This is a genomic window from Streptomyces sp. GQFP (assembly GCF_021545335.1).
Classification (GTDB): Bacteria; Actinomycetota; Actinomycetes; order Streptomycetales; family Streptomycetaceae; genus Streptomyces.
In genome coordinates this window covers 5,776,455-5,798,539 of the sequence record NZ_CP089312.1, presented here as the reverse complement: position 1 = coordinate 5,798,539, position 22,085 = coordinate 5,776,455, and the positions used below count along the sequence as shown (strand labels likewise).

Annotated in this window: 22 protein-coding genes; 12 read left to right on the top strand and 10 right to left on the bottom strand. The window is 70.2% G+C overall.

All coding sequences use genetic code 11. From position 1 onward, the window contains the following. Positions 1 to 67: 67 nt before the first annotated feature. A complete protein-coding gene (locus LUX31_RS25935) occupies positions 68 to 568 on the bottom strand; it encodes an SCO4402 family protein (RefSeq protein WP_235477467.1) in 501 nt (166 codons plus the stop codon). Between the two features lie 117 nt (positions 569 to 685). Here LUX31_RS25935 and LUX31_RS25930 point away from each other — a divergent pair, with 117 nt between their 5' ends. Further along, a complete protein-coding gene (locus LUX31_RS25930; RefSeq protein ID WP_235480051.1) occupies positions 686 to 1,990 on the top strand; it encodes an ABC transporter substrate-binding protein in 1,305 nt (434 codons plus the stop codon). A 42-nt stretch (positions 1,991 to 2,032) separates the two neighbouring features. On the opposite strand, the gene LUX31_RS25925 is transcribed toward LUX31_RS25930, so the two are convergent. Together LUX31_RS25925 and LUX31_RS25920 are read right to left on the bottom strand one after the other, a co-directional pair. Next, entirely contained in the window at positions 2,033 to 4,132 is a 2,100-nt protein-coding gene (locus LUX31_RS25925; protein ID WP_235477464.1) for a hypothetical protein, read from the bottom strand. Between the two features lie 152 nt (positions 4,133 to 4,284). After that, complete coding sequence (locus tag LUX31_RS25920; protein ID WP_235477461.1) at positions 4,285 to 5,670, bottom strand: transcriptional regulator; 1,386 nt, start codon at positions 5,668 to 5,670, stop codon at positions 4,285 to 4,287. A gap of 306 nt (positions 5,671 to 5,976) precedes the next feature. Between LUX31_RS25920 and LUX31_RS25915 the strand changes: the two genes are divergently transcribed. The 5 genes from LUX31_RS25915 (at position 5,977) to LUX31_RS25895 (ending at position 10,521) form a co-directional block, all read left to right on the top strand. Next, the gene (locus LUX31_RS25915) at positions 5,977 to 6,630 is read left to right on the top strand and encodes a bifunctional DNA primase/polymerase (protein ID WP_235477456.1); all 654 of its coding nucleotides are present in this window, start codon (positions 5,977 to 5,979) and stop codon (positions 6,628 to 6,630) included. Positions 6,631 to 6,752: 122 nt separating this feature from the next. Beyond that, a complete protein-coding gene (locus LUX31_RS25910; protein ID WP_235477454.1) occupies positions 6,753 to 7,529 on the top strand; it encodes an ABC transporter ATP-binding protein in 777 nt (258 codons plus the stop codon). Next, positions 7,526 to 9,160 (top strand): transporter, encoded by a 1,635-nt coding sequence (locus LUX31_RS25905; RefSeq protein ID WP_235477453.1) that lies wholly within the window; start codon positions 7,526 to 7,528, stop codon positions 9,158 to 9,160. The genes LUX31_RS25910 and LUX31_RS25905 overlap by 4 nt, the downstream gene beginning before the upstream one ends. Positions 9,161 to 9,244: 84 nt before the next feature. Beyond that, positions 9,245 to 10,057 (top strand): hypothetical protein, encoded by an 813-nt coding sequence (locus LUX31_RS25900; RefSeq protein WP_235477450.1) that lies wholly within the window; start codon positions 9,245 to 9,247, stop codon positions 10,055 to 10,057. Positions 10,058 to 10,062: 5 nt separating this feature from the next. Further along, positions 10,063 to 10,521 (top strand): hypothetical protein, encoded by a 459-nt coding sequence (locus LUX31_RS25895; protein WP_235477448.1) that lies wholly within the window; start codon positions 10,063 to 10,065, stop codon positions 10,519 to 10,521. Positions 10,522 to 10,815: 294 nt separating this feature from the next. On the opposite strand, the gene LUX31_RS25890 is transcribed toward LUX31_RS25895, so the two are convergent. Next, positions 10,816 to 11,724 (bottom strand): alpha/beta fold hydrolase, encoded by a 909-nt coding sequence (locus LUX31_RS25890; RefSeq protein ID WP_235477447.1) that lies wholly within the window; start codon positions 11,722 to 11,724, stop codon positions 10,816 to 10,818. A gap of 543 nt (positions 11,725 to 12,267) precedes the next feature. Continuing rightward, the gene (locus tag LUX31_RS25885; protein WP_235477446.1) at positions 12,268 to 12,960 is read right to left on the bottom strand and encodes a metal-dependent transcriptional regulator; all 693 of its coding nucleotides are present in this window, start codon (positions 12,958 to 12,960) and stop codon (positions 12,268 to 12,270) included. Between the two features lie 271 nt (positions 12,961 to 13,231). On the opposite strand from LUX31_RS25885, the gene LUX31_RS25880 reads away from it, so the two are divergent. Then, positions 13,232 to 13,999, top strand: coding sequence for an SIS domain-containing protein (locus tag LUX31_RS25880; protein WP_235477444.1), 768 nt, complete (start codon positions 13,232 to 13,234; stop codon positions 13,997 to 13,999). Between the two features lie 116 nt (positions 14,000 to 14,115). Here the strand turns inward: LUX31_RS25880 and LUX31_RS25875 are convergent, their stop codons facing one another. Both LUX31_RS25875 and LUX31_RS25870 read right to left on the bottom strand, forming a co-directional pair. Then, positions 14,116 to 15,594 carry a PAS domain-containing protein gene (locus tag LUX31_RS25875; protein ID WP_235477443.1) on the bottom strand — a complete coding sequence of 493 codons (1,479 nt, stop codon included), beginning with the start codon at positions 15,592 to 15,594 and terminating at the stop codon, positions 14,116 to 14,118. Positions 15,595 to 15,802: 208 nt separating this feature from the next. Beyond that, positions 15,803 to 16,282, bottom strand: coding sequence for a GNAT family N-acetyltransferase (locus tag LUX31_RS25870; RefSeq protein WP_235477442.1), 480 nt, complete (start codon positions 16,280 to 16,282; stop codon positions 15,803 to 15,805). A gap of 68 nt (positions 16,283 to 16,350) precedes the next feature. Between LUX31_RS25870 and LUX31_RS25865 the strand changes: the two genes are divergently transcribed. Both LUX31_RS25865 and LUX31_RS25860 read left to right on the top strand, forming a co-directional pair. Then, complete coding sequence (locus tag LUX31_RS25865; protein WP_235477441.1) at positions 16,351 to 16,791, top strand: GNAT family N-acetyltransferase; 441 nt, start codon at positions 16,351 to 16,353, stop codon at positions 16,789 to 16,791. A 23-nt stretch (positions 16,792 to 16,814) separates the two neighbouring features. Further along, on the top strand, positions 16,815 to 17,384 hold the full coding sequence (locus tag LUX31_RS25860; protein ID WP_235480050.1) for a YrhB domain-containing protein: 570 nt from the start codon (positions 16,815 to 16,817) through the stop codon (positions 17,382 to 17,384). Here the strand turns inward: LUX31_RS25860 and LUX31_RS25855 are convergent. Next, positions 17,374 to 17,781 (bottom strand): RidA family protein, encoded by a 408-nt coding sequence (locus LUX31_RS25855; RefSeq protein WP_235477438.1) that lies wholly within the window; start codon positions 17,779 to 17,781, stop codon positions 17,374 to 17,376. The two genes, LUX31_RS25860 and LUX31_RS25855, sit on opposite strands and share 11 nt — an antisense overlap. Positions 17,782 to 17,883: 102 nt before the next feature. On the opposite strand from LUX31_RS25855, the gene LUX31_RS25850 reads away from it, so the two are divergent. Continuing rightward, the gene (locus LUX31_RS25850; RefSeq protein ID WP_235477435.1) at positions 17,884 to 18,264 is read left to right on the top strand and encodes a winged helix-turn-helix transcriptional regulator; all 381 of its coding nucleotides are present in this window, start codon (positions 17,884 to 17,886) and stop codon (positions 18,262 to 18,264) included. Between the two features lie 60 nt (positions 18,265 to 18,324). Here the strand turns inward: LUX31_RS25850 and LUX31_RS25845 are convergent, their stop codons facing one another. Then, a complete protein-coding gene (locus LUX31_RS25845) occupies positions 18,325 to 18,735 on the bottom strand; it encodes a hypothetical protein (RefSeq protein ID WP_235477434.1) in 411 nt (136 codons plus the stop codon). Positions 18,736 to 19,015: 280 nt separating this feature from the next. Here LUX31_RS25845 and iscB point away from each other — a divergent pair, with 280 nt between their 5' ends. Together iscB and LUX31_RS25835 are read left to right on the top strand one after the other, a co-directional pair. After that, complete coding sequence (gene iscB, locus LUX31_RS25840) at positions 19,016 to 20,125, top strand: RNA-guided endonuclease IscB (RefSeq protein WP_328285695.1); 1,110 nt, start codon at positions 19,016 to 19,018, stop codon at positions 20,123 to 20,125. Positions 20,126 to 20,937: 812 nt separating this feature from the next. Beyond that, positions 20,938 to 21,444, top strand: a complete 507-nt coding sequence (locus tag LUX31_RS25835) for a hypothetical protein (RefSeq protein ID WP_235477430.1) — start codon at positions 20,938 to 20,940, stop codon at positions 21,442 to 21,444. A gap of 1 nt (position 21,445) precedes the next feature. Here LUX31_RS25835 and LUX31_RS25830 read toward each other — a convergent pair whose 3' ends face one another. Further along, positions 21,446 to 22,066: a lipoprotein gene (locus LUX31_RS25830; protein WP_235477428.1), complete on the bottom strand. Its 621-nt coding sequence runs from the start codon at positions 22,064 to 22,066 to the stop codon at positions 21,446 to 21,448. Positions 22,067 to 22,085 lie beyond the last annotated feature (19 nt).

Below are 22,085 nucleotides of genomic sequence, written 5' to 3'. Positions count from 1 at the left end.
GCCGGACAGGGTCCCATATCCGCCCCGACCGGCCGACTCCCGTCCGCCACGCGGAACGTACGACTACTCACGCCGAACGCGTCAGTATCCGCAGTACCTCCAGCGTGCGCGGCGGGGTGTCCGGTTCCTCGCCGTCGCTCGTCGCCAGGCGTACGTGGGCGTCCCGGGCCGCCTGGACCGCCTCCGGCCAGCCGGCGTGGTCGAGGTAGGCCGAGACGGGGGCGTCCGGGCCGACCTGGTGCATGATCCGCAGGACGCGGAGCACGGCGGTGTCGACGAGGGCGGCCTCCTGGGAGTCCCGGAAGATCGTGCCGACGTATTTCTCGGCGGACCAGCTGTCCAGCCAGGTGTCCTCGACCAGGCGGTACACGGCGTCGGTGACGTCCCCGTATCCGTCGACGCCGGCCAGCCAGACGTCTCGCTGGAACACCGGGTCGGAGAGCATGTGCAGCGCGGAGCGCACATTGCTGCGCCAGCGCCACCACGGCATGTCGTTGAGTGGCATGCCGCCCATGGTGGAGGAGCGACGGCCGCGACGGGAAGAGTCTTCCGAACCTTGCACGGTCACCGATCGTACGTTCCCTGTGAAAAAGAGAACAACAGCCCCCGTAATTCACCTCGGCGTCACCGGATATTGACCACGGGTCACACCTGGGTTGGCTGTGTGGCGGAATCGTGCATGTCTATGACCGGCAGGCGACGCCCCCGCAGCACCTTCCGTACCACCCTCCGTACCCCCTTCAGAATGAGCGCGCTGGCCGTGTGCGCGGCCCTGGCCGCCGGCTGCGGGGTCATCCCGGGCACCTCGGACGACTCCGGGAGCGGCGACATCACCGTCATGACCTGGGCGCCGGAGGGCACCAACGCGACCAACAAGCCCGGCATGCCGGCCATGGCGCAGGCGTACGCCCGCTGGATCAACTCCAAGGGCGGTCTGAACGGGCGCAAGCTCAAGGTCCTGACCTGCAACGACCACAACGACCGGGTGGCCGCCGCGAAGTGCGCCCGGCGGGCCGCCGACGAGGACGTCGTCGCGGTCGTCGGCTCCTACAGCCAGTTCGGCGACGACTTCCTGGGCCCGCTGGCCTCCGCCGGAATCCCGTACATAGGCGGCTACGGCGTCACCAACGACGAGTTCACCAACCCGATGTCCTACCCGGTCAACGGCGGCTCGCCCGCCCTCCTGGCCGGCCTCGGCAAGGAACTCGCCGCCGTCTGCGGTCCCGTCGCGCTGATACGCCCCGACACCATCGCCGGCGACCAGCTGCCGCAGCTCCTCGACTCCGGTCTGAAGGCCGGCGGGCACGCCCAGTCGCTGGACCAGCTGGCCGCCGAGGACGCCACCGAGTACGGGTCTCAGACGAAGCTCGCCCTCGAACGTACGACGGACACCGAGGACGAGAGTGAGGACGAGAAGGAGGGGTGTGTGGTGCCGGCGCTCGGGGACCGGACCAACACCTTCATGGACTCCTTCCGGCGCGACCGCGAGGACTACCCGGACGTGCGCACCGCCGCCGTGCTCGGCAGCGTCGACCAGACCGTGATCAACGCGAACGGCGGCAAGTCCGGCCCGTACGAGGACTCGTACATCACCGGCTGGTACCCGGTGGCCAGTGACGCCCGCTGGGACGACATGAAGAAGGTCATCAGCGAAGAGGCGTTCGACGACAACCGCATCGACCCTCAGGACGCGGGTGTGCAGACCACCTGGATCGCGTACACCGTCCTGAGGACGGTCGTCGAGTCACTGGACGGCGAGGTCTCCTCGACCACCGTCCGGCGGGCCCTCGACGACGGCCTCCAGGTCACCACCGGCGGCCTCACCCCGACGCTGCGCTGGCGCTTCGAGGACCTGCTGTCGGTGGTCGGCTTCCCGCGCCTGGTCAACGCGCAGGTGACCCTCCAGGTCGTCCGCGACGGCCGGCTCGTCGCCGCCCGCAAGGGCTTCATCAACACGACGAAGCTCCTGGAGAGCGCGGCGGACGGCTGACCAGCCCGCATCGCGGCCGCCGCCGCGCCCCCGGCAGGGCGGCTAGAGCTGGGTGGACTGGCGTTCCGTCAGGCCGTACGACTTCGCGATCGCGTTCCACAGCTCGGCCGCCTTGGCCTTCTGCGTGGTGGCGATCCCGCTCTGCCGGTTGCCGTTCTGGGTCTGGCCCGTCGTACGGGCCTGGCCCTTCTTGCAGCCGTTCTTGGCGGCCACCTGGTCGGCCCAGGCCGCGTAGTGGTTGTCGGCCGACTGGGACGCCTGCCACGCCTTGGTGAGGGCGGCGGTCAGCGCGGCGTGGTTCGGGAGCTTGTCGACGGGGAGCGCCGCGAGCCGGGTGACCAGCTCGCCGCGCTGCTGGGCCGCGTCGCGCAGGTCCGTGGCCGCCTGGCCGAGGTTGGTGCAGGACTTGACGTCCGCCACGGCCTTGATCACCGCGTCACGGCTGTTGTTGCTGGTGGCGAGCAGCTTGTCCAGCTCGACGGCCTGCGCCTGGGCCGGGTCGGCGGCCGGTGACCCGGACTCCTCCGGTGCGGCCGAGGTCGCCGCGACGGTCTTGTTGCCCGCGTCGTCGTCACTGTCCCCGCCCCCGCCCCCGCTGCTCAGCAGGGCACCGGCCCCGACGCCGAGCACGGCGATCCCGATCCCGAGGGCCGCGATGACGGGCACCCGCGAACGTCTGCCCCCACCTCGCCCATCGTGTCGGTCGTCCAGGTCGTGGGGCGCGTGGGGCGCGTGGGGCGCGGCATTCGGGAAGCCGTACGAGGGCTGCTGGGCGTAGGCCGGGGGGCCGGGCTGCTGGGGCTGGATGCGGGGCAACTGCTGGGTGGCGCCGGCCGGTTCGTCGGCTCCCTGGCCACCCGGGCCGCCACGGAAGAGGTTGTCGAAGGCGGAGGGCGGCTGACGGTCGTCGGGGGCGCCGTACGGCCCTCCGGGCACCGGCGGGATGTACTGCGTGGCCTCGGCGTCCGGATGGGCGGGGGCCGCCTGCGGCACCCGGCCCAGGAACGTGGTCGCCTCGGCGTTCGTCTCGGGCGGCAGCGCGCCGGGTCCCACGGGCGGCAGGAACTGCGTCGCCGCCTCGTTGACATGCGCGGGAGCGGGTGAGGGTGCGGGTGCGGGGGTGTGCGCCGCGACCGGCGGGAGGTACTGGGTGGCCTGGTCGACGACCGGGCCGGAGGTGCCGGGAACGGGCGGTATGTACTGCGTCGCGCCCTCGTCGACGGGCGGCAGCGGTGCACCGGGCGCGGCGGCGTACGGGACGGCCGCACCGCCCTCCGGGGGCAGCGGGGCGGACGGGGCGCCGCCGTACGGCCCGTACGGGTTAGCGTGCTGACCCTGGCCGTACGACTGCTGCTGGTGCTGCTGCTCCTGGTGCTGCGGCATGGGGGTGCCCCCGGCCGCGGGCGGCAGCGGCGCGGACCCGGCGCCCTGCGGGGCGTGCGGTACGGGGAGGGGGGCGCCCGGGGTCGGCTGGGCGCCGTAACCGGGCTGCTGGTGCCAATCCCCGGTCGCCCTCGGGTCGTTGTTCCACGCCGGTGCCGACGAGGCCTGCTGCTCGGGCTGTTGCTGCGGCTGCTGCGGCTGCTGCGCTTGCAGCTGAGGCTGGGGCTGGCTCTGGGGCTGGGGCTGGAACTGCCCCTGGGTGCCCCACTGTTGGTGCTGCTGGGCGTCGGGCGCCGCCGGCCAGCCCTCGGCCGCCGGAGACTGTCCCTGCCCCTGTGCCTGACCTTGCGCCTGGCCCTGCGCCTGGCCTTGGGCCTGGGGCTGCCCTTGGTACCGACCCTGAGGCTGACCCTGGTTCTGACCCTCGTACGGGCCCTGAGTCTGGCCCTGAGTCTGGCCCTGAGTCTGGCCCTCGTACAGGCCCTGGTTCTGGCCCTGAGATTGACCCTCGTACGGGCCCTGATGCCGACCCTGGCCTTGCCCCTGGGGCTGGTTCATGTCCGGGCCCCACGGCTGGCCCCAGGCCTGACCGCCGGTCGGGGTCGGCGGGGGCGGGGGCGGCGCCTGTGCGGGGACGGGCCGGGCGGCGCTTCCCCCCGTCATGCCCGGCAGCAGCGGTTCGCCGCCGTCGGAGGGCAGCACGATGCCTTCGCGCGCCACGCGCGGCGAGGGCTCCTCGCCCTGTCCACTCTGCGTCACCGGGACTCCAACTAATGGGGGACCTTCGGAATCGTCGGTTAACGCTACCGGGTCCCCGGAATCCCTTTCCACGCAGCACAGGACCAGACCACTGCCCCACCAGCAACTCAGCCTCCGGCTGTGTCTCCCATCACGCTCCCATCACGCTCCCGTCACGCCGCCGCACGCAGATCCATCCGTGCCCCGAACTCCCGGACCACCGGTTCGTCGCGGTACGGCTCCAGGCGCAGCTGCAGGTCCTCCAGATACTCGGCGCCCCGGTTGGAGCGCAGGGTGCCCAGGAGTTCCACCGCGCGCAGACCCGTGTGACAGGCCTCCTCGACCTCGCGCTGCTGGACCTGCGCCGAGGCCAGCAGCACCAGGCCGATGGCCCGGCGCCGCGCCCGCGTCTCGGGGTGGCCGTCCAGCGACTCCTGCGCGCACCGCGCCGCCGCCTCGGCCTGGCCGAGGTCCCGGTGGCAGTGCGCCAACTCGTCGGCCAGGTAGGCCGCGTCGAAGTGCGCGATCCACGCGGGGTCGTCCCCGGACTCCGGATCGGCCGCCTCCAGGGCGTTCACCGCGCGCCCGGACGCCAGTTGGGCCGACCGCGCGTCGCCCATCAACGCGTGCCCGCGGGCCTCCGCCGCGTAGAACATGGCCTCCGCGCGCGGGGTGACCCTCCCACGCGCCCCCTCCTGCGCCGCCCGCGCCAACTGCGCGATCTCCCGCGGGTTTCCGAGCTGCGCGGCGAGATGGCTCATGGACGCGGCGAGTACGTACCCTCCGTACCCTCTGTCCCCGGCCGCCTGGGCGAGGCGGAGCGCCTGAATGTAGTAGCGCTGGGCGAGCCCGGGCTGGCCGGTGTCGACGGCCATGTACCCGGCGAGTTCGGTCAACCGGGCGACGGCGGCGAAGAGATCACGCCCCACCGCCTCCCGGTACGAGCCCGCCAGCAGCCCGGAGACGACACTGTTGAGGTAGTGCACGACGACCGGACGCACATGCCCGCTGCCGTACTGGTGGTCGAGATCCGTGAGCGCCTGGGTCATCGCGCGCACCGCCGCCACGTCCGACGGGCCCACGCGCGGCCCCGCCTGGCGCGCCACCTGGGAGTCCGGGGACGAGATCAGCCAGTCACGGCTGGGTTCGACAAGCGCGGACGCGGCTACGGACGAACCGGAGAGGAAGTCCCGGCGGCCCACGTCACTGCGCCACAGCTCACACACCTGCTCGATGGCGCCGAGGACGGTCGGGGAGAACTGGAGCCCGACGCCCGAGGCGAGGTTCTTGCCGTTGGCCATGCCGATCTCGTCGATCGTGACCGTACGGCCCAGTTTGCGGCCGAGGGCCTCGGCGATGATCGCGGGCGCCCGGCCCCGCGGCTGCTGTCCGCGCAGCCAACGGGCCACGGACGTCTTGTCGTACCGCAGATCGTGGCCGTGCTCGGCGCCGCACATGTTGACCCGGCGGGCCAGCCCGGCGTTCGAGCAGCCCGCTTCCTGGATGAGCGCCTGCAACCGTTCGTTCGGCTGCCGCGCGACGAGAGGCCTTGCGGCCATGGCGTACCCCCTGTGGCTGCGGTGCCCTGCCCACGCACCGAGTTGACGTGTCTTCCGTGCCCGGATCCAGCGAATGAATCCGGCCTTGAAGATCAATGCCCCGCAGGCATGCCGAAAATGCGAAGCATGTGAGGATTGCCGGGGTAAAGGCGGATGCCCAGCCCCTCACCTGCCTACCCAGGCCCGCCGCGGATCCTCCCGCGCGCCCCCGTACATGCATCCATGCGCCCCAGATGCGGAATCGATGCTCCTCCCCCGCGCATGTGACATGCGTAACTCATGATTCCCACTAGAGTTGAGTTCATCGTGGAAGAGACCATCGCGGGCCCTGATGCTGCCCAAATCCCCAAGCAACGCGGCGAATCCCTCTTGGAAACCGCCGTCCGTTACGCCGAAGAGCGCCACTGGGACGTGTTTCCCGGTACGTGGCTGGAAGCAGTCGACGGGGTGCAGCGCTGCTCCTGCGGCGACGCCGCGTGCGCGCTGCCCGGCGCACACCCGACACGGCCCGACTGGATCACGCAGGCCACGGGCAGTGCGACTGTCGCGCGCCGGCTGTGGACCGAGCAGCCGACGGCGTCGATCCTGCTGCCGACCGGCCACACGTTCGACGCGATCGATGTGCCTGAGACTGCCGGGTTCCTCGCGCTGGCGCGCATGGAGCGGATGGAACTGACGCTGGGACCGGTGACGTTGACGCCGGATCGGCGGATGCGGTTCTTTGTGTTGCCGGGGGCTTCGGTGAAGGTGCCTGATCTGGTGCGCAAGTTGGGGTGGGCGCCGGCGTCTCTTGATCTGGTCGCGTTGGGGGAGGGGGCGTATGTGGCCGCTCCGCCTACTCGGTACGGGTCTCGGGGGGCTGTGCAGTGGGCCTGCCGGCCTACGCCTGCGAATCGGTGGCTGCCGGATGCGGAGGAGTTGATCTCGCCGCTTGCTTACGCTTGCGGGCGGGATCGGTAACTTCGCGGTTCGGGGTACCTGGTTGCGGTTGTGTGGCGACTACCGGCCGGTGGGGGCTGGTCGCGCAGTTCCCCGCGCCCCTAAAAACCTCCATCGCACCGTAAAAACCATATGGTGACCGCATGGTCGATGGTGCTGCCGTGCGCGTGCAGGGGCTCTGGAAGCGGTTTGGGCAGCAGGTTGCTGTTGCCGGGATTGATCTGGAGTTGCCTGCGGGGAAGTTCGTGGGGCTTGTCGGGCCCAACGGGGCCGGGAAGACCACGACTCTCTCCATGGTGACCGGGCTGCTGCGGCCCGATCAGGGCACCGTGGAGGTCGTGGGGCACGACGTGTGGCGGGACCCCGTCGAGGTGAAGGCGCGGATCGGGGTGCTACCCGAAGGGCTTCGGCTCTTCGAGCGGCTGTCCGGGCGTGAACTCCTCGCCTACTCGGGGCGGTTGCGCGGTCTGCCCGGTTCCGAGGTCGACAAGCGGGCCGCCCAGTTGCTCGACGTCCTCGACCTGGCCGGCGCGCAGCACAAGCTCGTCGTCGACTACTCGACCGGTATGCGCAAGAAGATCGGCCTCGCCGCCGCTCTCCTCCACAATCCCGAAGTCCTGTTCCTCGACGAGCCGTTCGAGGGCGTGGACCCCGTGTCGGCGCAGATCATCCGGGGTGTGCTGGAGCGTTACACGGCCTCCGGCGCCACCGTCGTCTTCTCCTCCCATGTGATGGAGCTGGTCGAGTCGCTGTGCGACTGGGTCGCGGTGATGGCGGCGGGGCGCATCCGGGCGCACGGGTCGCTGGCCGAGGTACGGGGCGACTCGCCCTCCCTCCAGCACGCGTTCCTAGAACTCGTCGGCGCGGGCGGGCGCGACCACGGGTCCCACCTCGACTGGCTGGGCGGCGGCGCCCGGTGAGTACGGCGGGGAGTACCGCGGGGAGTACGGCGGGGAGTACGGCGGAGTCCCTCACACCTGTCGTCGTACGGCTCAAGCTGTCGCTGCTGCGCAACGGGCTGCGGCAGTCGACCGGGCGGCGGGCCGCGTACATCTCCTCCGTCGTCGTCGTGCTGCTGCTCGCCGCGCTCCAGTTCCTCGGGCTGATCGCCCTGCGCGGCAACGCGTACGCCGCGTCCGTCACCGTCCTCCTGCTCTCGGTGATGGCGCTCGGCTGGGCCGTCATGCCGCTGTTCTTCCCCAGCGGCGACGAGACCCTCGACCCGACCCGGCTGGTGATGCTGCCGCTGCGCCCCCAGCCGCTGGTCCGAGCCCTGCTCGCCGCCTCGCTCGTCGGGATAGGGCCGCTGTTCACGCTGTCACTGCTCGTCGGCTCGGCGATCGCCGTGGCACGCGGCGGGGCTGCGTACGTCGTGTCGCTCGTCGCCGTCCCGCTCGCGCTGCTCGTCTGCGTGGCGCTCGCGCGGGCCGTCGCCGCCGCCAACATCCGGCTGCTCAGCAGCCGCAAGGGCCGCGATCTCGCCGTACTCAGCGGGCTGGTCATCGCGATCGGGGCGCAGGTCGTCAACTTCGGTGCACAGCAGCTCAATTCGGCCGGGTTCGGGCAACTCGACCCGGCCGCCGAGGTGTTGGCGTGGGTGCCACCCGCTTCGGCGATCGGGGCGGTGGACTCGGCGAGCGAAGGGTCGTACGGGATCGCGGTCGCCCAACTCGCGCTCAGTGTTGGTGCGTTGGTGGCGCTGCTAGGGGCCTGGTCGCGAACCCTCACCCGGCTGATGACCTCCCCCGACGGGTCCACTCTGCAGGCCGCCGAGCCGTCCGGTGCGCGGGAGCGGGGTTCCGGCGGGCTGGGGCGGCTGCTGCCGGGCGGGCGTACCGGGACCGTCATGGAGCGGAGTCTGCGGTACGCGTGGCGCGACCCCAAGACCAAGGCCGCGTGGGTGACTTCGCTGGCGATCGGGCTGATCGTGCCGGTGTTCAACGCCTTGCAGGGCACCGGGTCGATCTACTTCGCGTGCTTCGCGGCCGGGATGCTCGGCATCCAGATGTACAACCAGTTCGGCCAGGACACCTCCGCCTTCTGGATGGTCGCGATGACCATCTCGTCCACCCGGGACGCGTACGTCGAACTGCGCGGCCGGGCACTGGCGTTGCTGCTGATCAGCCTGCCGTACGCCACCCTCGTGGTCGTCCTCACCACCGCGCTGCTCGACGACTGGGCGACGCTGCCGGAGGCGCTCGGGCTGTCCCTCGCCCTGCTCGGGGCGATGCTGGCGGCCGGGGCCTGGTCGTCGGCCCGGTTCCCGTACTCCATCCCGCAGGAGGGGTACAAGAACGTCGCCCCCGGGCAGTCCGGGCTCGCCACGGTCTCCATCTTCGGCGGCATGGTCGGGGCCGCCCTGCTGTGCGCCCCCGTCATCGCCCTCACCATCTGGCTGAACGTCGACTCCGGCGGCGACCGCTGGACCTGGCTACTCCTCCCGGTCGGCGTCGGCTACGGCGCCCTGCTCACCCTCCTCGGCCTGCGCCTCGCCGCCCCACGCACGGCGGGACGGCTGCCGGAGATCCTGGCGGCGGTCAGCAGAGGCTGAACTTGCCTACGGCATAGGGGGTTTGGGCCGCCGATCGCGGGGAGGGAGGGAGTGAACGGAAGCGAGTAAGGGGGGAGCCTGCGCATGACCAAATGGTTCGGCAGATCCAAGTCCAGGGGCAACGACAAGGCCGGGGACGCGGCGGAGTCCGAGCACCTCGAACCTCTCGGTGTCTCCGACGACCTGCGACTGGCGTACGGCCGTACCGGCGACCCGAAGCTGCTGCGCGGCTCGATGCAGGCCGCCGAACTGGCCGTGGAGGTCTACCCGGTCGCCGACTTCCGCCACGCCGCCGCCCTCTCCTCACTGTGCATGCTGCACCGGCTGAGCTGGGAACGCGACCGTGACGCCCCCGATCTGATCAAGGCCATCGACTACGGCCGTCAGGCCGTCGACAAGTCCCCGCCCGGCGACCCGGAACTCTCCCGGCACAGGTCCTCCCTGGCCACCGCGCTCCAGGAGGCCTACGACAGGACGAAGGACGAGGAGTCCATCGACGAGGCGATCGCCCTGTACCGCGGCTGCCTGGACATCATGCCGGTGCGCGCCGCCGGGCAGAACGAGGAGCGGGTCGCGCAGGAGTCCAACCTCGCCAACGCCCTCCTCCGCAAAGGGCGCGTCCTCAACGACGGCGCCATCCTGAACGAGGCCGCCGGACACGCCCGCGCCGCACTGCGCGACACCCCGGACGACCATCCGATGCATCCGTTCCGCCTCGTCGATCTCGGCGGCGCGCTCCTCGGGCTCGTCCAGACCGGTCACCCGGAACACATGGCCGCGGCGGAGGACATGTACACGCGCGGACTGCGGGAGCTTCCGGAGCGCCACCCCGCACGCCCGGGCGTGGAACAGACGCTCACCGTCATCAAGGGCATGCGCAGACAGTTCGAGGTCTGACCGCGATGCCGGACGGGTCCGTCGCCGAACTGACGCTGCTCGTCGAAGACTTCGCCGGGCCGGACCACTGGCGGTGGGCGCTGGTGGCGCCGGACGACGAGATCCTCGCCCGGCACGAGGTCCGCCTGGACCCGACCGGCCCCCTGTACGAGGCCTTCCACTTGCCCGGGGCCGGAAAGACCGCGTGCGCACGGGAGTTGGTCGCGACGCACGCGCACGCCTTCGAGCGGACCGTCTGGTTCACGGCGCCCCAGGAACAGGACCACCACCAGTACGAGGAGGCAGTGCTCGCCTGCCTGCATCTCCTGGAGACGGCCGACGGGTCGGCGACGGAGTTCATGGCCGCCGTCTCCGCGTGGCTGGAGCGGGAGCGCGTACTGCTGGTCGATCAGCCTTCCAGGAGGCCCGCCGCTGGTGCGTGCTGGCGATGGCCCTGGTGGCAACGGGGGCGGTGGCGTTCCTGACAGTGACGGGCGGGGACGGCTGAGCCCGTCCCGACGGGCGGAGACGGCTGAGCCCGTCCCGACGGGCGGGGACGGCTGAGCCCGTCCCGACGGGCGGGGACGGCTGAGCCCGTCCCGACGGGCGGGGACGGCTGAGCCCGTCCCGACGGGCGGGGACGGCTGAGCCCGTCCCGACGGGCGGGGACGGCTGAGCCCGTTTGTGGGTGGCGCGAAGCGCCCCCACAAGGGGCGCGGGGAACTGCGCGACCGGCCCCCACCGGCCCGCGGACAAAGAACCGCCCGCCAAGCGGAGCGCTAGCGCGCCAGCACGCCGTCCAAGAACGGCTCGATCGCCGCGCGCCACGCATCCGGCTGGTCGTAGTGCACGATATGCCCCGCATCAGCCACCTCCGCATACTCCCCCCGAGGCAGCACCCGAACCATCTCCTGCGCCTCCGCCCGCCCCAACTCCCCATCCAGCCCCCGCACCACAAGCGCCGGGCACTGAACCTGCGTCAACTCCTCCCAGTGCGCGTCGAACACCCACGTCTCCCGGGACTTGAGCATCTGCTCCGGCTCGAAAACAGGACGCCAGCCGTCGGCGGACTCCTGCATCACCTCGGCGTAGAACTCCCCACGCGACGGAGTCGGCCGCTCCACCCAGGGATCGTCCTCGCCGAACCACTTGCGTACGTCGGCGAGGGTGGCGAACGGCACCGGCCAGGCCTTGAACCAGTTCTCCCACTCCCGCTGAGAGGCCCCGCCGAGCGCCGAGGCCCGCATGTCGCAGACGACCAGGGCCCGCACCAGGTCGGGACGTTTCGCCGCGAGCTGCCAAGCCGTCAGGGCGCCCATGGCGTGCCCGATGAGGACGACCGGGCCGAGGCCGAGCTGCTCGATCGCCGCCTCCGCGTCCTCGACGTACGCATCACGGGTGTAGATGTCACCGGGCGGATGGTCACTCTGGCCGTGGCCGCGCTGGTCCAGCGCGACGGCCCGATGCCGCTCACCCAGCCAGCGGGCGGCGGACGCCCAGTGCGAGGCACGGCCCATGAGCCCGTGCAGTAACAGCACACCGGGGGCTCGCTCGGGCTCTCCCACCCGGGCCTGGCCCCCTCCGGCCTCTCCCGTATCTCCGGCATCTCCGGTCTTGGGAGGGTCGGCGAACTCCCAGGCGGCAAGACGCACGCCACCTGCTCCGGTCACGTCGATACGCCGCGCCACAGTTCCTGGCACCCCCCTAGCTATCGAAGTTTCCTCTGCCTGGTTCCTCTACCGCCACAGATTATCGAATGACTATTCGAAAATGCGGTCTCCGGCCGCAACACCCCTCGTTCGAGTGACCACGCTCCAGGAATGATCCGCGTGGCCGCGGGGAGATCTTCTGCGGGAGGCGGACCGCTCGGGGAAAGCGGTCCGTAGGGGATGACCCTGGGAGCTCGGGGCTCCGGGTCAGCACAGGGGAGGACAGGCCCCGGCGCCACTTGGCGCCGGGGCCCTCTTCACGTCCGCGGCACATCCTCACGCTCCCCCTCCCCGGCCGGGCGGCACCGCTGCCGCGCCCGGCCAAGAGCCCTCAAGTCATATGCCTCTCGCGACAGCGTGGCACGCGAAGCGTCCGAGCGCTGCGATTCCGCACACTGAATCTTGGATTGACGCCCCGGAGCGGCACGGACCCCGGGACGCGGCAAGTTCCCCCTCGGCCACAGCAGTTTCGATCACAGAAGTCGATCGCGAAAGTTGCTCGCAGGAACGACGGCGCCCGGATCAGCGCTTCGCCACGAACACGTGCGAGGCCACCTCCGCCTCCAGCTCGGCCGCCTCGCCGCCGCTGCCGACCAGCACCCCACCGGCCGCCTCCGTCACGCTCACCACCGAACCGGGCTGCACACCCGCCCGGCGCAGCGTGTACATCAGCTGCGCGTCCGTCTGGATGGGCTCGCCGATCCGGCGTACGACGACCGTCTTGCCGTCGACACCCGGGTCGAGGTCGGCCAGCGAGACCATGCCCTCGTCCAGGAAGGGGTCCGCGCCGTCCTTCTCGCCCAGCTCCTCCAGGCCCGGGATCGGGTTGCCGTACGGCGACTCCGTGGGGTGGCGCAGCAGTTCGAGCACGCGGCGCTCCACGGCCTCGCTCATCACGTGCTCCCAGCGACACGCCTCCGCGTGGACCTGCTCCCACTCCAGGCCGATCACATCGACGAGCAGGCACTCCGCGAGGCGGTGCTTGCGCATGACACGGGTGGCGAGGCGGCGGCCCTCGTCGGTCAGCTCCAGATGCCGGTCGCTGGCGACCGCGACCAGACCGTCGCGCTCCATCCGGGCCACGGTCTGGCTGACCGTCGGGCCGCTCTGGTCCAGCCGCTCGGCGATCCGGGCGCGCATGGGGACCACACCTTCCTCCTCCAGCTCGAGGATGGTGCGGAGATACATCTCCGTCGTATCGATCAGTCCGGACATTCGTGCCCCTTGATGAGATGTGCCGGAGGCTCGACGGCTCCGGCGCGTGCGCTGGCCCTGGCTTCAATTCTGACGCATACCACTGACAACCGTGCCGTCGCGGTGAAACCACACGGTTACGGATACCCGTGGCCGGGTAGACAGTGCGTTTCACCGAGGGTACGGGGAGGACCGTGGTAGCGGTGATTGACAGGGAAGTGGTCCAGACCTCACCGTGATCGGCGGTACGGACCAATACGCCGATCCCCCGTCTCCTCAAGGAGTTTCCCCGATGAGCGACAGCAAGCCCGCCGGACAACTGGCCGGACAGTTCCTCGACGCCGCGATCGGCCTGCTGCGGCGGGTGCGCGACGAGGAGGCGGAGGCCGTGACGGCCGCCGGCACGCTCATCGCCGACACCGTGGCCGCCGGGGGCCGCCTGTTCGCCTTCGGCGCCGGGCACTCCTCGCTCGCCGCGCAGGACGTCGTCTACCGCGCGGGCGGCCTCGCCCTGATGAACCTGCTGGCCGTACCCGGCGTCGTCGGCGTCGACGTCATGCCGGCCACGCTGGGCTCCGCCCTGGAGCGCGTCGAGGGCCTGGCCACGACCGTCCTGGACACCTCACCGCTGCGCGAGGGCGACGTACTCGTGATCATCTCCCTCTCGGGCCGCAACACCCTCCCGGTGGAGATGGCGCTGCACGCGCGTTCCCTCGGCGTGCGGGTCATCGGCGTGACCTCGGTGGCGTACGCGACGGAGACGACGCCCCGCAACGCCTCGGGCACGTTCCTCAAGGACCACTGCGACGTCGTACTGGACTCGAAGATCGCCCCCGGCGACGCCGTACTCACCCTGGAGTCCGTCCCCGCGCCCTTCGCCCCTGCCTCGACGGTCGTCACGTCGGCGGTGCTCCAGTCGGTCATGGCGACGGCGGCGGGCATCCTGGCGGACCGGGGCATCGAGCCCCCGCTGCTGCGCTCCGGCAACGTGGACGGCGGCCACGACTGGAACGCCCGCATCCTGAAGCAGTACGGCGACCGGATCTTCTACGAGCGCTGAGCGCTCCGCGGGGTGGGCGGGGTCGGCGGGTCAGCGGTCGGTCGTCGGCTGACCCGCTGCCGGTCACCCGCTGCCGGTCACCGACTGTCGGCTACTTGCCGTCGGCTTGCTGTCAGCTACTTGCCGAGGCCGGCCAGGTCCAGGGCAGCCGCTATCCGTACGGCCACGTCCTCCGCGTACACGGCGTCCGTACGTTCGAACTGGGTCCGTCCGCCGCCGCGCAGGAACGTCACGACGCCCAGGGTGCGTCCCCGGCTGCGCAGCACCGCGCACAGCGCGTGGACCGTGTCCGGCGGCCAGCGGCGCTGTACGGCCCACGCGCGGGCCTGCTCGACGCCGTACGACCCGGCGCTCGCCCGCACCGATCCGGCCCGCTCCACGCACTGCACGGCGGGGTGCGCGTCGCCGTAGCGCACCGGCAGTCCGGCATGCCCGGCGAGGACGCTGGGCCCGGGCGCCCCGGAGGGCGTGGCGGCGGCACGGACCAGTCGTACGGGACCCTCGACGTCACCCGCCGAGCCGTCACCCGCCGAGCTGTCGCCTGCCGAGCCATCGCCCGCCATACCTCCGATGACGGCGATCCGGTCGATGAGGGCGTGGTCGGCGAAGCCGGCGAGGGCGAAGTCCAGGTGGACGGTCGCGGCCTCGGCGGGGTCCTCGCACTCGGCGGCGGCCCGCGCGGCGCGGTGCAGCTGGTTGGTACGGAACCGCAGCTGGGCCGCCTCCTGCTCGATCGTCTTGGCCTCGGTGATGTCCTGGAACAGCCACCCCACCCCGAGCGGAACCGGTTCTTCGGTGAGCGGCGAGGCCAGCCGCAGGAACCCGCTCCGCCAGCAGCGCCGCTTCTCGCCCTCGGGCGTCCGGACGGTCACCCACATCTCGGCGGGCGCGGGCGGCGCGCCCTCGGCGAGGACGTGCGTCAGCGCGCTCTCCAGCTCCTCGACCCCCTGCGCGAGCAGCTCGCCGAGAGGCCGCCCAAGGACGGCCGTACGCCCGATGCCGAGCGCGCGGGCGGCATGCGAGTTGACGACGGCGGGCCGCAGGTCGACATCGACGAGCACGACCCCCCAACTGGCATCCTCGAGAAGGGCCTCACTCAACGCGATCGACCGCTCAAGGTCTATCTGCGCGTGCACCTCGCTGAAGGCGCAGTACAGCCCGGCGGGCTTGCCGTCGGGCCCGCGCACGGCGGCGGACTGCGTCCGCACGAGCACGCGCCCCCCGTCTTTGGTCAGCAGCGCGAACTCATGCACCTGACGCCCAGGGGCGTGCATCGCGGACAGCAGCCGCCCCTCGATGTCCTCGGCGTCGGCGCTGCGCACGGCCCATCCGGCGAACCCGTGCCGCCCGACGGCCTCCTCCGCGGTCCAGCCGAGAATCCGCTCGGCCTCCCGGTTCCAGTGCGTGACGACGCCGTCGGCGTCAAAGGCGCACAGGGCGGCATCCATGCCGTCGAGAAGGGCCGCGAGCAGGTCGGACCCACCACCGTCGGAACCCACCGGGCCGTCCGAACCCACCGGGCTGTCCGGGCCGTCCCTCTCGGGCTCGTCCGGTCCCAGCTCGTCGGTGGTCCCACTACGCCGGGAAGCACTCACCTGGACCCCCTGCAGGCTGCGTCCGCACGTACTGCGCGACGGTTCGCTCACTCACCATCATTCAACTCGAACGTGACGCAGCACACATCGAGTTCCCCCAAGATTGATGGAAATCGTTGTACGGCGGAAATTCGCCGTAGTCCGGGAACAAGCCCCTCTTGCCCCTCCCGCCCCCGGACCAAACCGACCATCCGGAATGTCCGCGCCTTCAGGTTCCCGCGCCGGGGAGCCGGGGCAGCCGCAGATCGACCCAGAGGTCGCTCTCCCCGTCCACCACATACCGCTCGACCTCCACGAACCCGCGCTTGAGCGCGAAGGACAGCCCGTCGTGGTTGGCGGCGAGTACGACGGTCTCGATCACCCCGGCCCCGAGTTCCCGCGCGAGCGCGAGCCCTCTCACGTACATCTCCGTCCCGAACCCGCGCCGCCGAAAACCGGGCAGCACGCGCGCGATGACGGTGGCGACGGCCGGATCGCTGTCCCCGGCGGGCGGCCGAACGGTGGAACATCCGACGAGAGCGTCCCCGAGATACGCGACTGCCAGCCGGTTGCGCCGACTGCGCTCGCGTACGTCGTCGAGGGGCATGGCGGCGGGCGGGACGATCAGGTTGTGGACGTACTGCCAGTCGCGAAGGGCGACCGCGCTGGCGTCACCGCCACTCACGGAGACGATACGAAGATCAGACACGGCGCCAGAAAATCGCACACCGCGGGCACCCGTCAACGCTCCGCGTCCCGCGCGGTAGCGTGCCGATCATGGCGGACTGGGACATACGACCGGCGTCGGCATCGGACATCGAGCCGATAGCGGAACTGCGGGCAGTGGTGATGCGGCCGGATCTGGAACGACTCGGCCGGTACGACGACCACCGCGTCCGGCAGCGCTTCCGGGACGGATTCGACGCGGCCCACACCTGGGTGATCGAGGTGACCGACGAGTTCGCGGGCTGCGTGGCCCTGCGCCCGGCGGAGGACGCCCACTGGCTGGAGCACTTCTATCTGGCCCCACGCTTCCAGGGAACGGGCATCGGCTCGGGCGTCCTGAGTGAGCTGCTGGGGCGCTGCGACGGCGAGGGTGCCCTGGTCCGGTTGAACGTGCTCCAGGGGAGCCCGGCGCGACGGCTGTACGAGCGGCATGGGTTCGTGGTGGAGGGCGAGGATGCGGTAGACGTGTTCATGATGCGCGAGCGGACATGACGGGCGATGAGGACGGCTCGCGCGTGATCGGGCGCGAGGCGGCGGTGCGCATCGTCGAGGAGGAGCTGGAACGCGAGCGTCAGAAGTGGTCGGCGCTAGGCGTGGACCCGGTACGCGTGGTTGTGGCGCGTGTCGAGGAGCACGAGCTGGTGTGGCTCGTGTACTGCCAGTCCGAGGAGTTCGTACGCACCGGGAACCCGGGCTCCATGCTGATCGGCGACGGCCCGTACCTCGTGGACCGCGTCGACGGAGGGCTGCACACGATCGGGGTTCTCTCCGCGAAGGGCGGGGAATGGGAGGCTGAGTACCGCGTACGCATCCGAGGCCTGGCCGTCCGTACGGCCGTTGACGATCTGCACGACGAGATCCGCGAACTCGCCGCCGCACGCGGGCGCGTGCACGCGGTACGCGCCCTGCGGCGGAGGCTGCCGGTGCTGTCCCCGGCGCGGGCCCTCACGTACGTGACCGGATTGCTGGAGAGCAGCTCCGCACCGGCCGACCTTGTGGCCGTAGCCGTCGAGCAACTCGTCGTGCCCATCAACCCGGTGCTCGGCGTGAGGACGATCCGCCCGGGCAGGCCCATCAGTCGATGACCGCGGTGGCCTCGATCTCGACCAGGTGGTCGCGGATGTCGAGTGCTGCCACGCCGATCATCGTGACCGGAGGTACCGGGGTGACCCCCAACTTCTTGGCCGCCCGGGAGACGCCCTCCAGGAGCGTGGGCATCTTGTCGGGGTTCCAGTCGACGACGTAGAAGTTCAGCTTCGCCACGTCGTCGAAGGAGGCGCCGGCCACGGCAAGGGCGGTGCCGACATTGACGTAGCACTGCTCGACCTGCGCGGCGAGGTCGCCTTCGCCGACCGTGACGCCGTCGGCGTCCCAGGAGACCTGCCCGGAGACGAAGACCAGCTTTGATCCGGTCGCGACCGACACCTGCCGGTAGACGTCGATCTTGGGCAGTTCTTCGGGGTTAAGCAGGGTGATGGCCATATGACCAGTCCGCCTTCCATCGCTCTCTTGTGGTTACTCAGGAACCGTAGGAGAGTGAACGCTGACATGGAAGAACGCACTTTTCAGTGACTGGGGAACCAGATGGTGACCAAGCAGTTCAGCGGCTCACCCGAGGACGCGGACCTGCGGCGCGCGGACTCGCTGGCACGCGAGATCTTCTCCGACGTGGCCAACAAGTGGGCGCTGCTGATCATCGAGACCCTCGGTGAACGCACCCTCCGCTTCAGCGAGTTGCGGAACGAGGTCGAGGGCGTCAGCCACAAAATGCTCACGCAGAACCTGCGGATGCTGGAGCGCAACGGTTTGGCCGAGCGGAAGGTGTATCCCACGGTGCCGCCTCGGGTTGAGTACACGCTGACGGAGGCGGGGCAGGGGCTGCGGGCTACGGTCGATGGGATGTGCGAGTGGACGCATCAGTATCTGGGGCATATCGAGGGGGCTCGGCGGCGGTTCGACGTCTAAGCCTGTTGTGAAAGTGCTGTTCAGCGCGCCTCGGGAGCGTCCGAGGCCGTGGTCGTCCCGTCACAGATCTTGGCCTTCGGTCTCCCCGGCCGGGAACACCGGGTTCCCGTCCTCGCCCGTGAACGGCGGACAGGACGGAATGTGCTCCAACGCCCGCCAGACGGCATGGGCAGCAGCGAACTTCACATCACCTGGACCGGTGTCCGCCGAGGCTGTGACGATCTCGGTGATCTCTACCAGAAAGCTGCGCGCGCCGTCCGGCAATTCCCTCAGCGCGTACCAGGCGCCGACTCGTGCTTCCACCGCGGCACCCGCGTCCCCCGCGCCATCGACAACTGCCGAGCGACGCCAAGCGAATACGTCCGCGCAGACCACGACCCCGGCACTCGCCGCTGGAGTCAGGCGCACGCTGACCTCGGCGAATCGCGCCCAACGGTTCGTCTGACGCCGCAGCCGATGACTCCCGTCCATGGCGCAAGTCTCGCGCACCGCAAAGGCATCATCCACATCTGTTACAGCAGGCCTTAGCAGCAAGATCCGTACATGTTCGAAGAATCGAGCAATTTCGCATGAATTGGCGATTAAGGAGGTCTTCGATCCGCTACGTGACCTCGGCCAACTAGCTTGATCGACAAACGCTGAAAGGAGGTCACTCGCTCCCCGGCCAGGCCGGAGTCCGTCTCACGCAAAGGGCGGGCACAGAGTGACCAGCCCCAGTCATCGCGATCCGAAGGATCAGGGAGGTGCTCCGATGACTACGTTTTCCGCAGGCGAGAAGACCCGCCAGGCTGTGCTTCCTCAGCAGCCTGCTCTGGAATCCGTGAGAGCAGACACCCCTGGGAGCAGGGACGAAACGGCTCACGGACATCGCGCCACTGCGCGCGGCACCGGCGGAGAACATGGGCGAGGGGAGATCGACGGGAGCGGCACCAGCCCCCGTCGGCGTCACGCCGGGAACGCCGTCACGACGGCGCGAGCGGCAGAGAACGGGAGCGGTGACGCTCCCACGCACAACCAGACGTACGAAGGCGGAGTCGGCGCGAGCAGAGTCTTCATCCTCTCCAAGGACGGGCAGCCCCTTATGCCGTGTCACCCCGCCCGGGCCCGCGAGCTTCTGCACAAGAGGCGAGCCGTGGTTGTCCGACAGGCGCCCTTCACCATCCGGCTGAGGGACCGCACGCTCGCCGAGTCGGCAGTCGAAGGCGTGCAGTTGCGCATTGACCCCGGCTCCAAGGGCACAGGCATCGCGCTCACCGACGAGAAGAAGGAGCCTGACGAACGCGGCACCATCGTCGTCGTAAGACGCGGGCTGGTCTCGGTCGAACTCCAGCACCGTGGCGACCAGATCCACATGTGCATGCAGCAACGTGCCGGGTACCGGCACAGACGACGCTCGGCCAACTGCCGTTACCGAGCATCCCGCTCCAACAACCGGGCCCACCCTGCAGGATGGCTGCCGCCTTCCGTTCGTCACCGCGTCGACACTGTCCACTCCCTCGCGCAGCGCCTGTGCCGGTACGCGCCGGTCACCGAGATCCATGTGGAACGCGTCGCGTTCGACACCCACTCCATGAGCGCGGGCAGACCTCTGGCCGGGGCCGAGTACGAACAAGGAACGCTCGCTGGGACCGATGCCCGCTCCTACCTGCACACCAAGTGGAACAGCGCCTGCGCCTACTGCGACGCCACCGGCGTTCCGCTGAACATCGATCACCTCCGGCCCCGCAGCCGAGGGGGCTCAAGCCGTATCGCCAACCTCGTCATCGCCTGCGTCCCCTGCAACCAGACCAAGGGCAGCAAGTCCGACTCGCGAAGATCCTCCAGCAAGTCAGAACACCGCTCCACGACGCCGCCGCCATGAACGCGATCGGCCAACGACTCACAGAAGTTCTGAACACCTTGGGCAGGCCCATGCACACCTGGTCCGGTGCAGAGACCAAGGAGACTCGCAGCATCGCGGGGCTGGCCAAGACCCACACCCTGGATGCCCTGTGCATCGGCCCTCTCGACCACGAGAGCGGGCATGCGATCGTACGATTCCCCAGGCAGGTCCTCGCCACCAAGGCCACCGGGCGCGGCTCCTATGCCCGCACCACCCCGGACCGTTTCGGATTCCCCCGCCTCCGAAGATCCCGCGCCAAACAGCACTTCGGCTACGTGACCGGGGATCTCGTGCGGGCCACCGTGGCAAGTGGACAGGCACTTGGACGGGCCGCGTCTCTGTCCGCGCCATGGGACAACACAGCCTCACGACTCCGAGGGGTCGGTTCAGCGTCTCTCACCGATATCTACGGCTCCTACAACGGGGCGACGGGTACGGCTACGTCCTCCGGCCGGAGGCAGCGCTGCCAACTCCTCGAAAAACCGGTTGAGCGGTGGCCTGCTCCTACCTAGGCTGAGGCGCACACGAGGATAGGAGGTGATCGGGTACATGAGTGAAACCCGGACGCGTGAGGTGGCTGCGGGCTAGCGGCCTGCCACCACACCCTGTGCGGTGCCGGACCAGCGTGAGCTAGTGACACGCAGCCGGCCCAAACCAACGCAGTCACCCGACCCGCGAACTCGCCGGTACGTCCGGCCGGCCCTTCCTTCGGAGGGACCGAGTTCGCGGGTCGCCTGCTTTCCGGCCTCTGGAACCAGGGGCGACCCCTGGTGTGACGGAGGATGGTGCCCGTGCACGCTCTCTTCCAAGCCCCCGAACCCCGTCGCGTCTCGCCGGGCGAGTACCCCGTGTGGGACCAGGCTCTCGCCCTTCTCAACCGGGATCTGGCGGTGACGCTTCCCGAGCAGGAACCCCTGCAGCTACTGGCCCTGCCGCCCTACGACGCGGACGAGCCGGAGCACGTCTACGTCGCTCTGGCCAACGGGGAGTGGCACGGCAATTACCTGGATCCGGACTGGGCGGACGGCCCTGCCGCCGCGCTGTCGATCGTCGCCGATGCCGCTCAGGACACCGTCACCGAGCGGCTGTGGCAGGCGTGGCCCCTGTGTGCCGAGCACGGCCTGGGCATGCATGTGAGGGATGCGGATGGGCAGCTCTCCTGGTGGTGCGCTGGAGAACGGCTGCGTCGCGGCCCGGCCCATGTCCGAGCAGCCGTGGGTGCGCTCGACACCCTCGTCCGCCCGCGTCGCCCCAATCGCAAGCGCAAGCGGGCGAACCCCAAGAAGGACAAGCTTTAGATCAGGCGTGAGCCTTCAGAGTTCCCCTGGCCAGTTCGTACGCCGGAAGCATCGCCTCGTGTTCCTCGGTGTCCAGGCCTCCGAGGTGCACGACGACCGGGCCGTCCTCGGTTGTGACCGCGAGGGCTCGTTCCTTCTTCGGGGTCTCCACGAACTCGTCCGAGTAGACGTACTCCACCTCTGCGCCCGTGAGGCCGTTCGCCTTGAACTCGCTGTACTTCGCCTTGCTCGCGCCCTTCTCGGCGATCACGAAGGCCTCCAGGGCGGTGCGGGCGTCGTTGTTGCCCGGGGTGCCGGTCCAGACGCGGAGGTAGCCGATGTGGCCGGCCGGCTTGGCGTCCACCTCGCAGGCAAGGGAGACCAGGCCCTGGCTCAGGGGTGCGTCGACGGCTTCCGCGGTCCACTCCTCCGCGATGTCGAACGTGACGGGGAGTTCGCACGCCGAGTCGGCGGCTCCTAGGCTGCCGCCGCTCTTGGCGGTGGTTCCGTCCGCCGGTGTCGCCGAAGCCTTCGCTTTCGGCTTCGCGCCGTCGTCCGGTGTTTCCGAACAGCCCGCCAGTACGCCTATCAGCAGCGTCGCCTGAATCAGTCCGCGCCGCCTGTACCCCGCCCCGACCAGCATGTGCTGTGTCTCCCCTCAC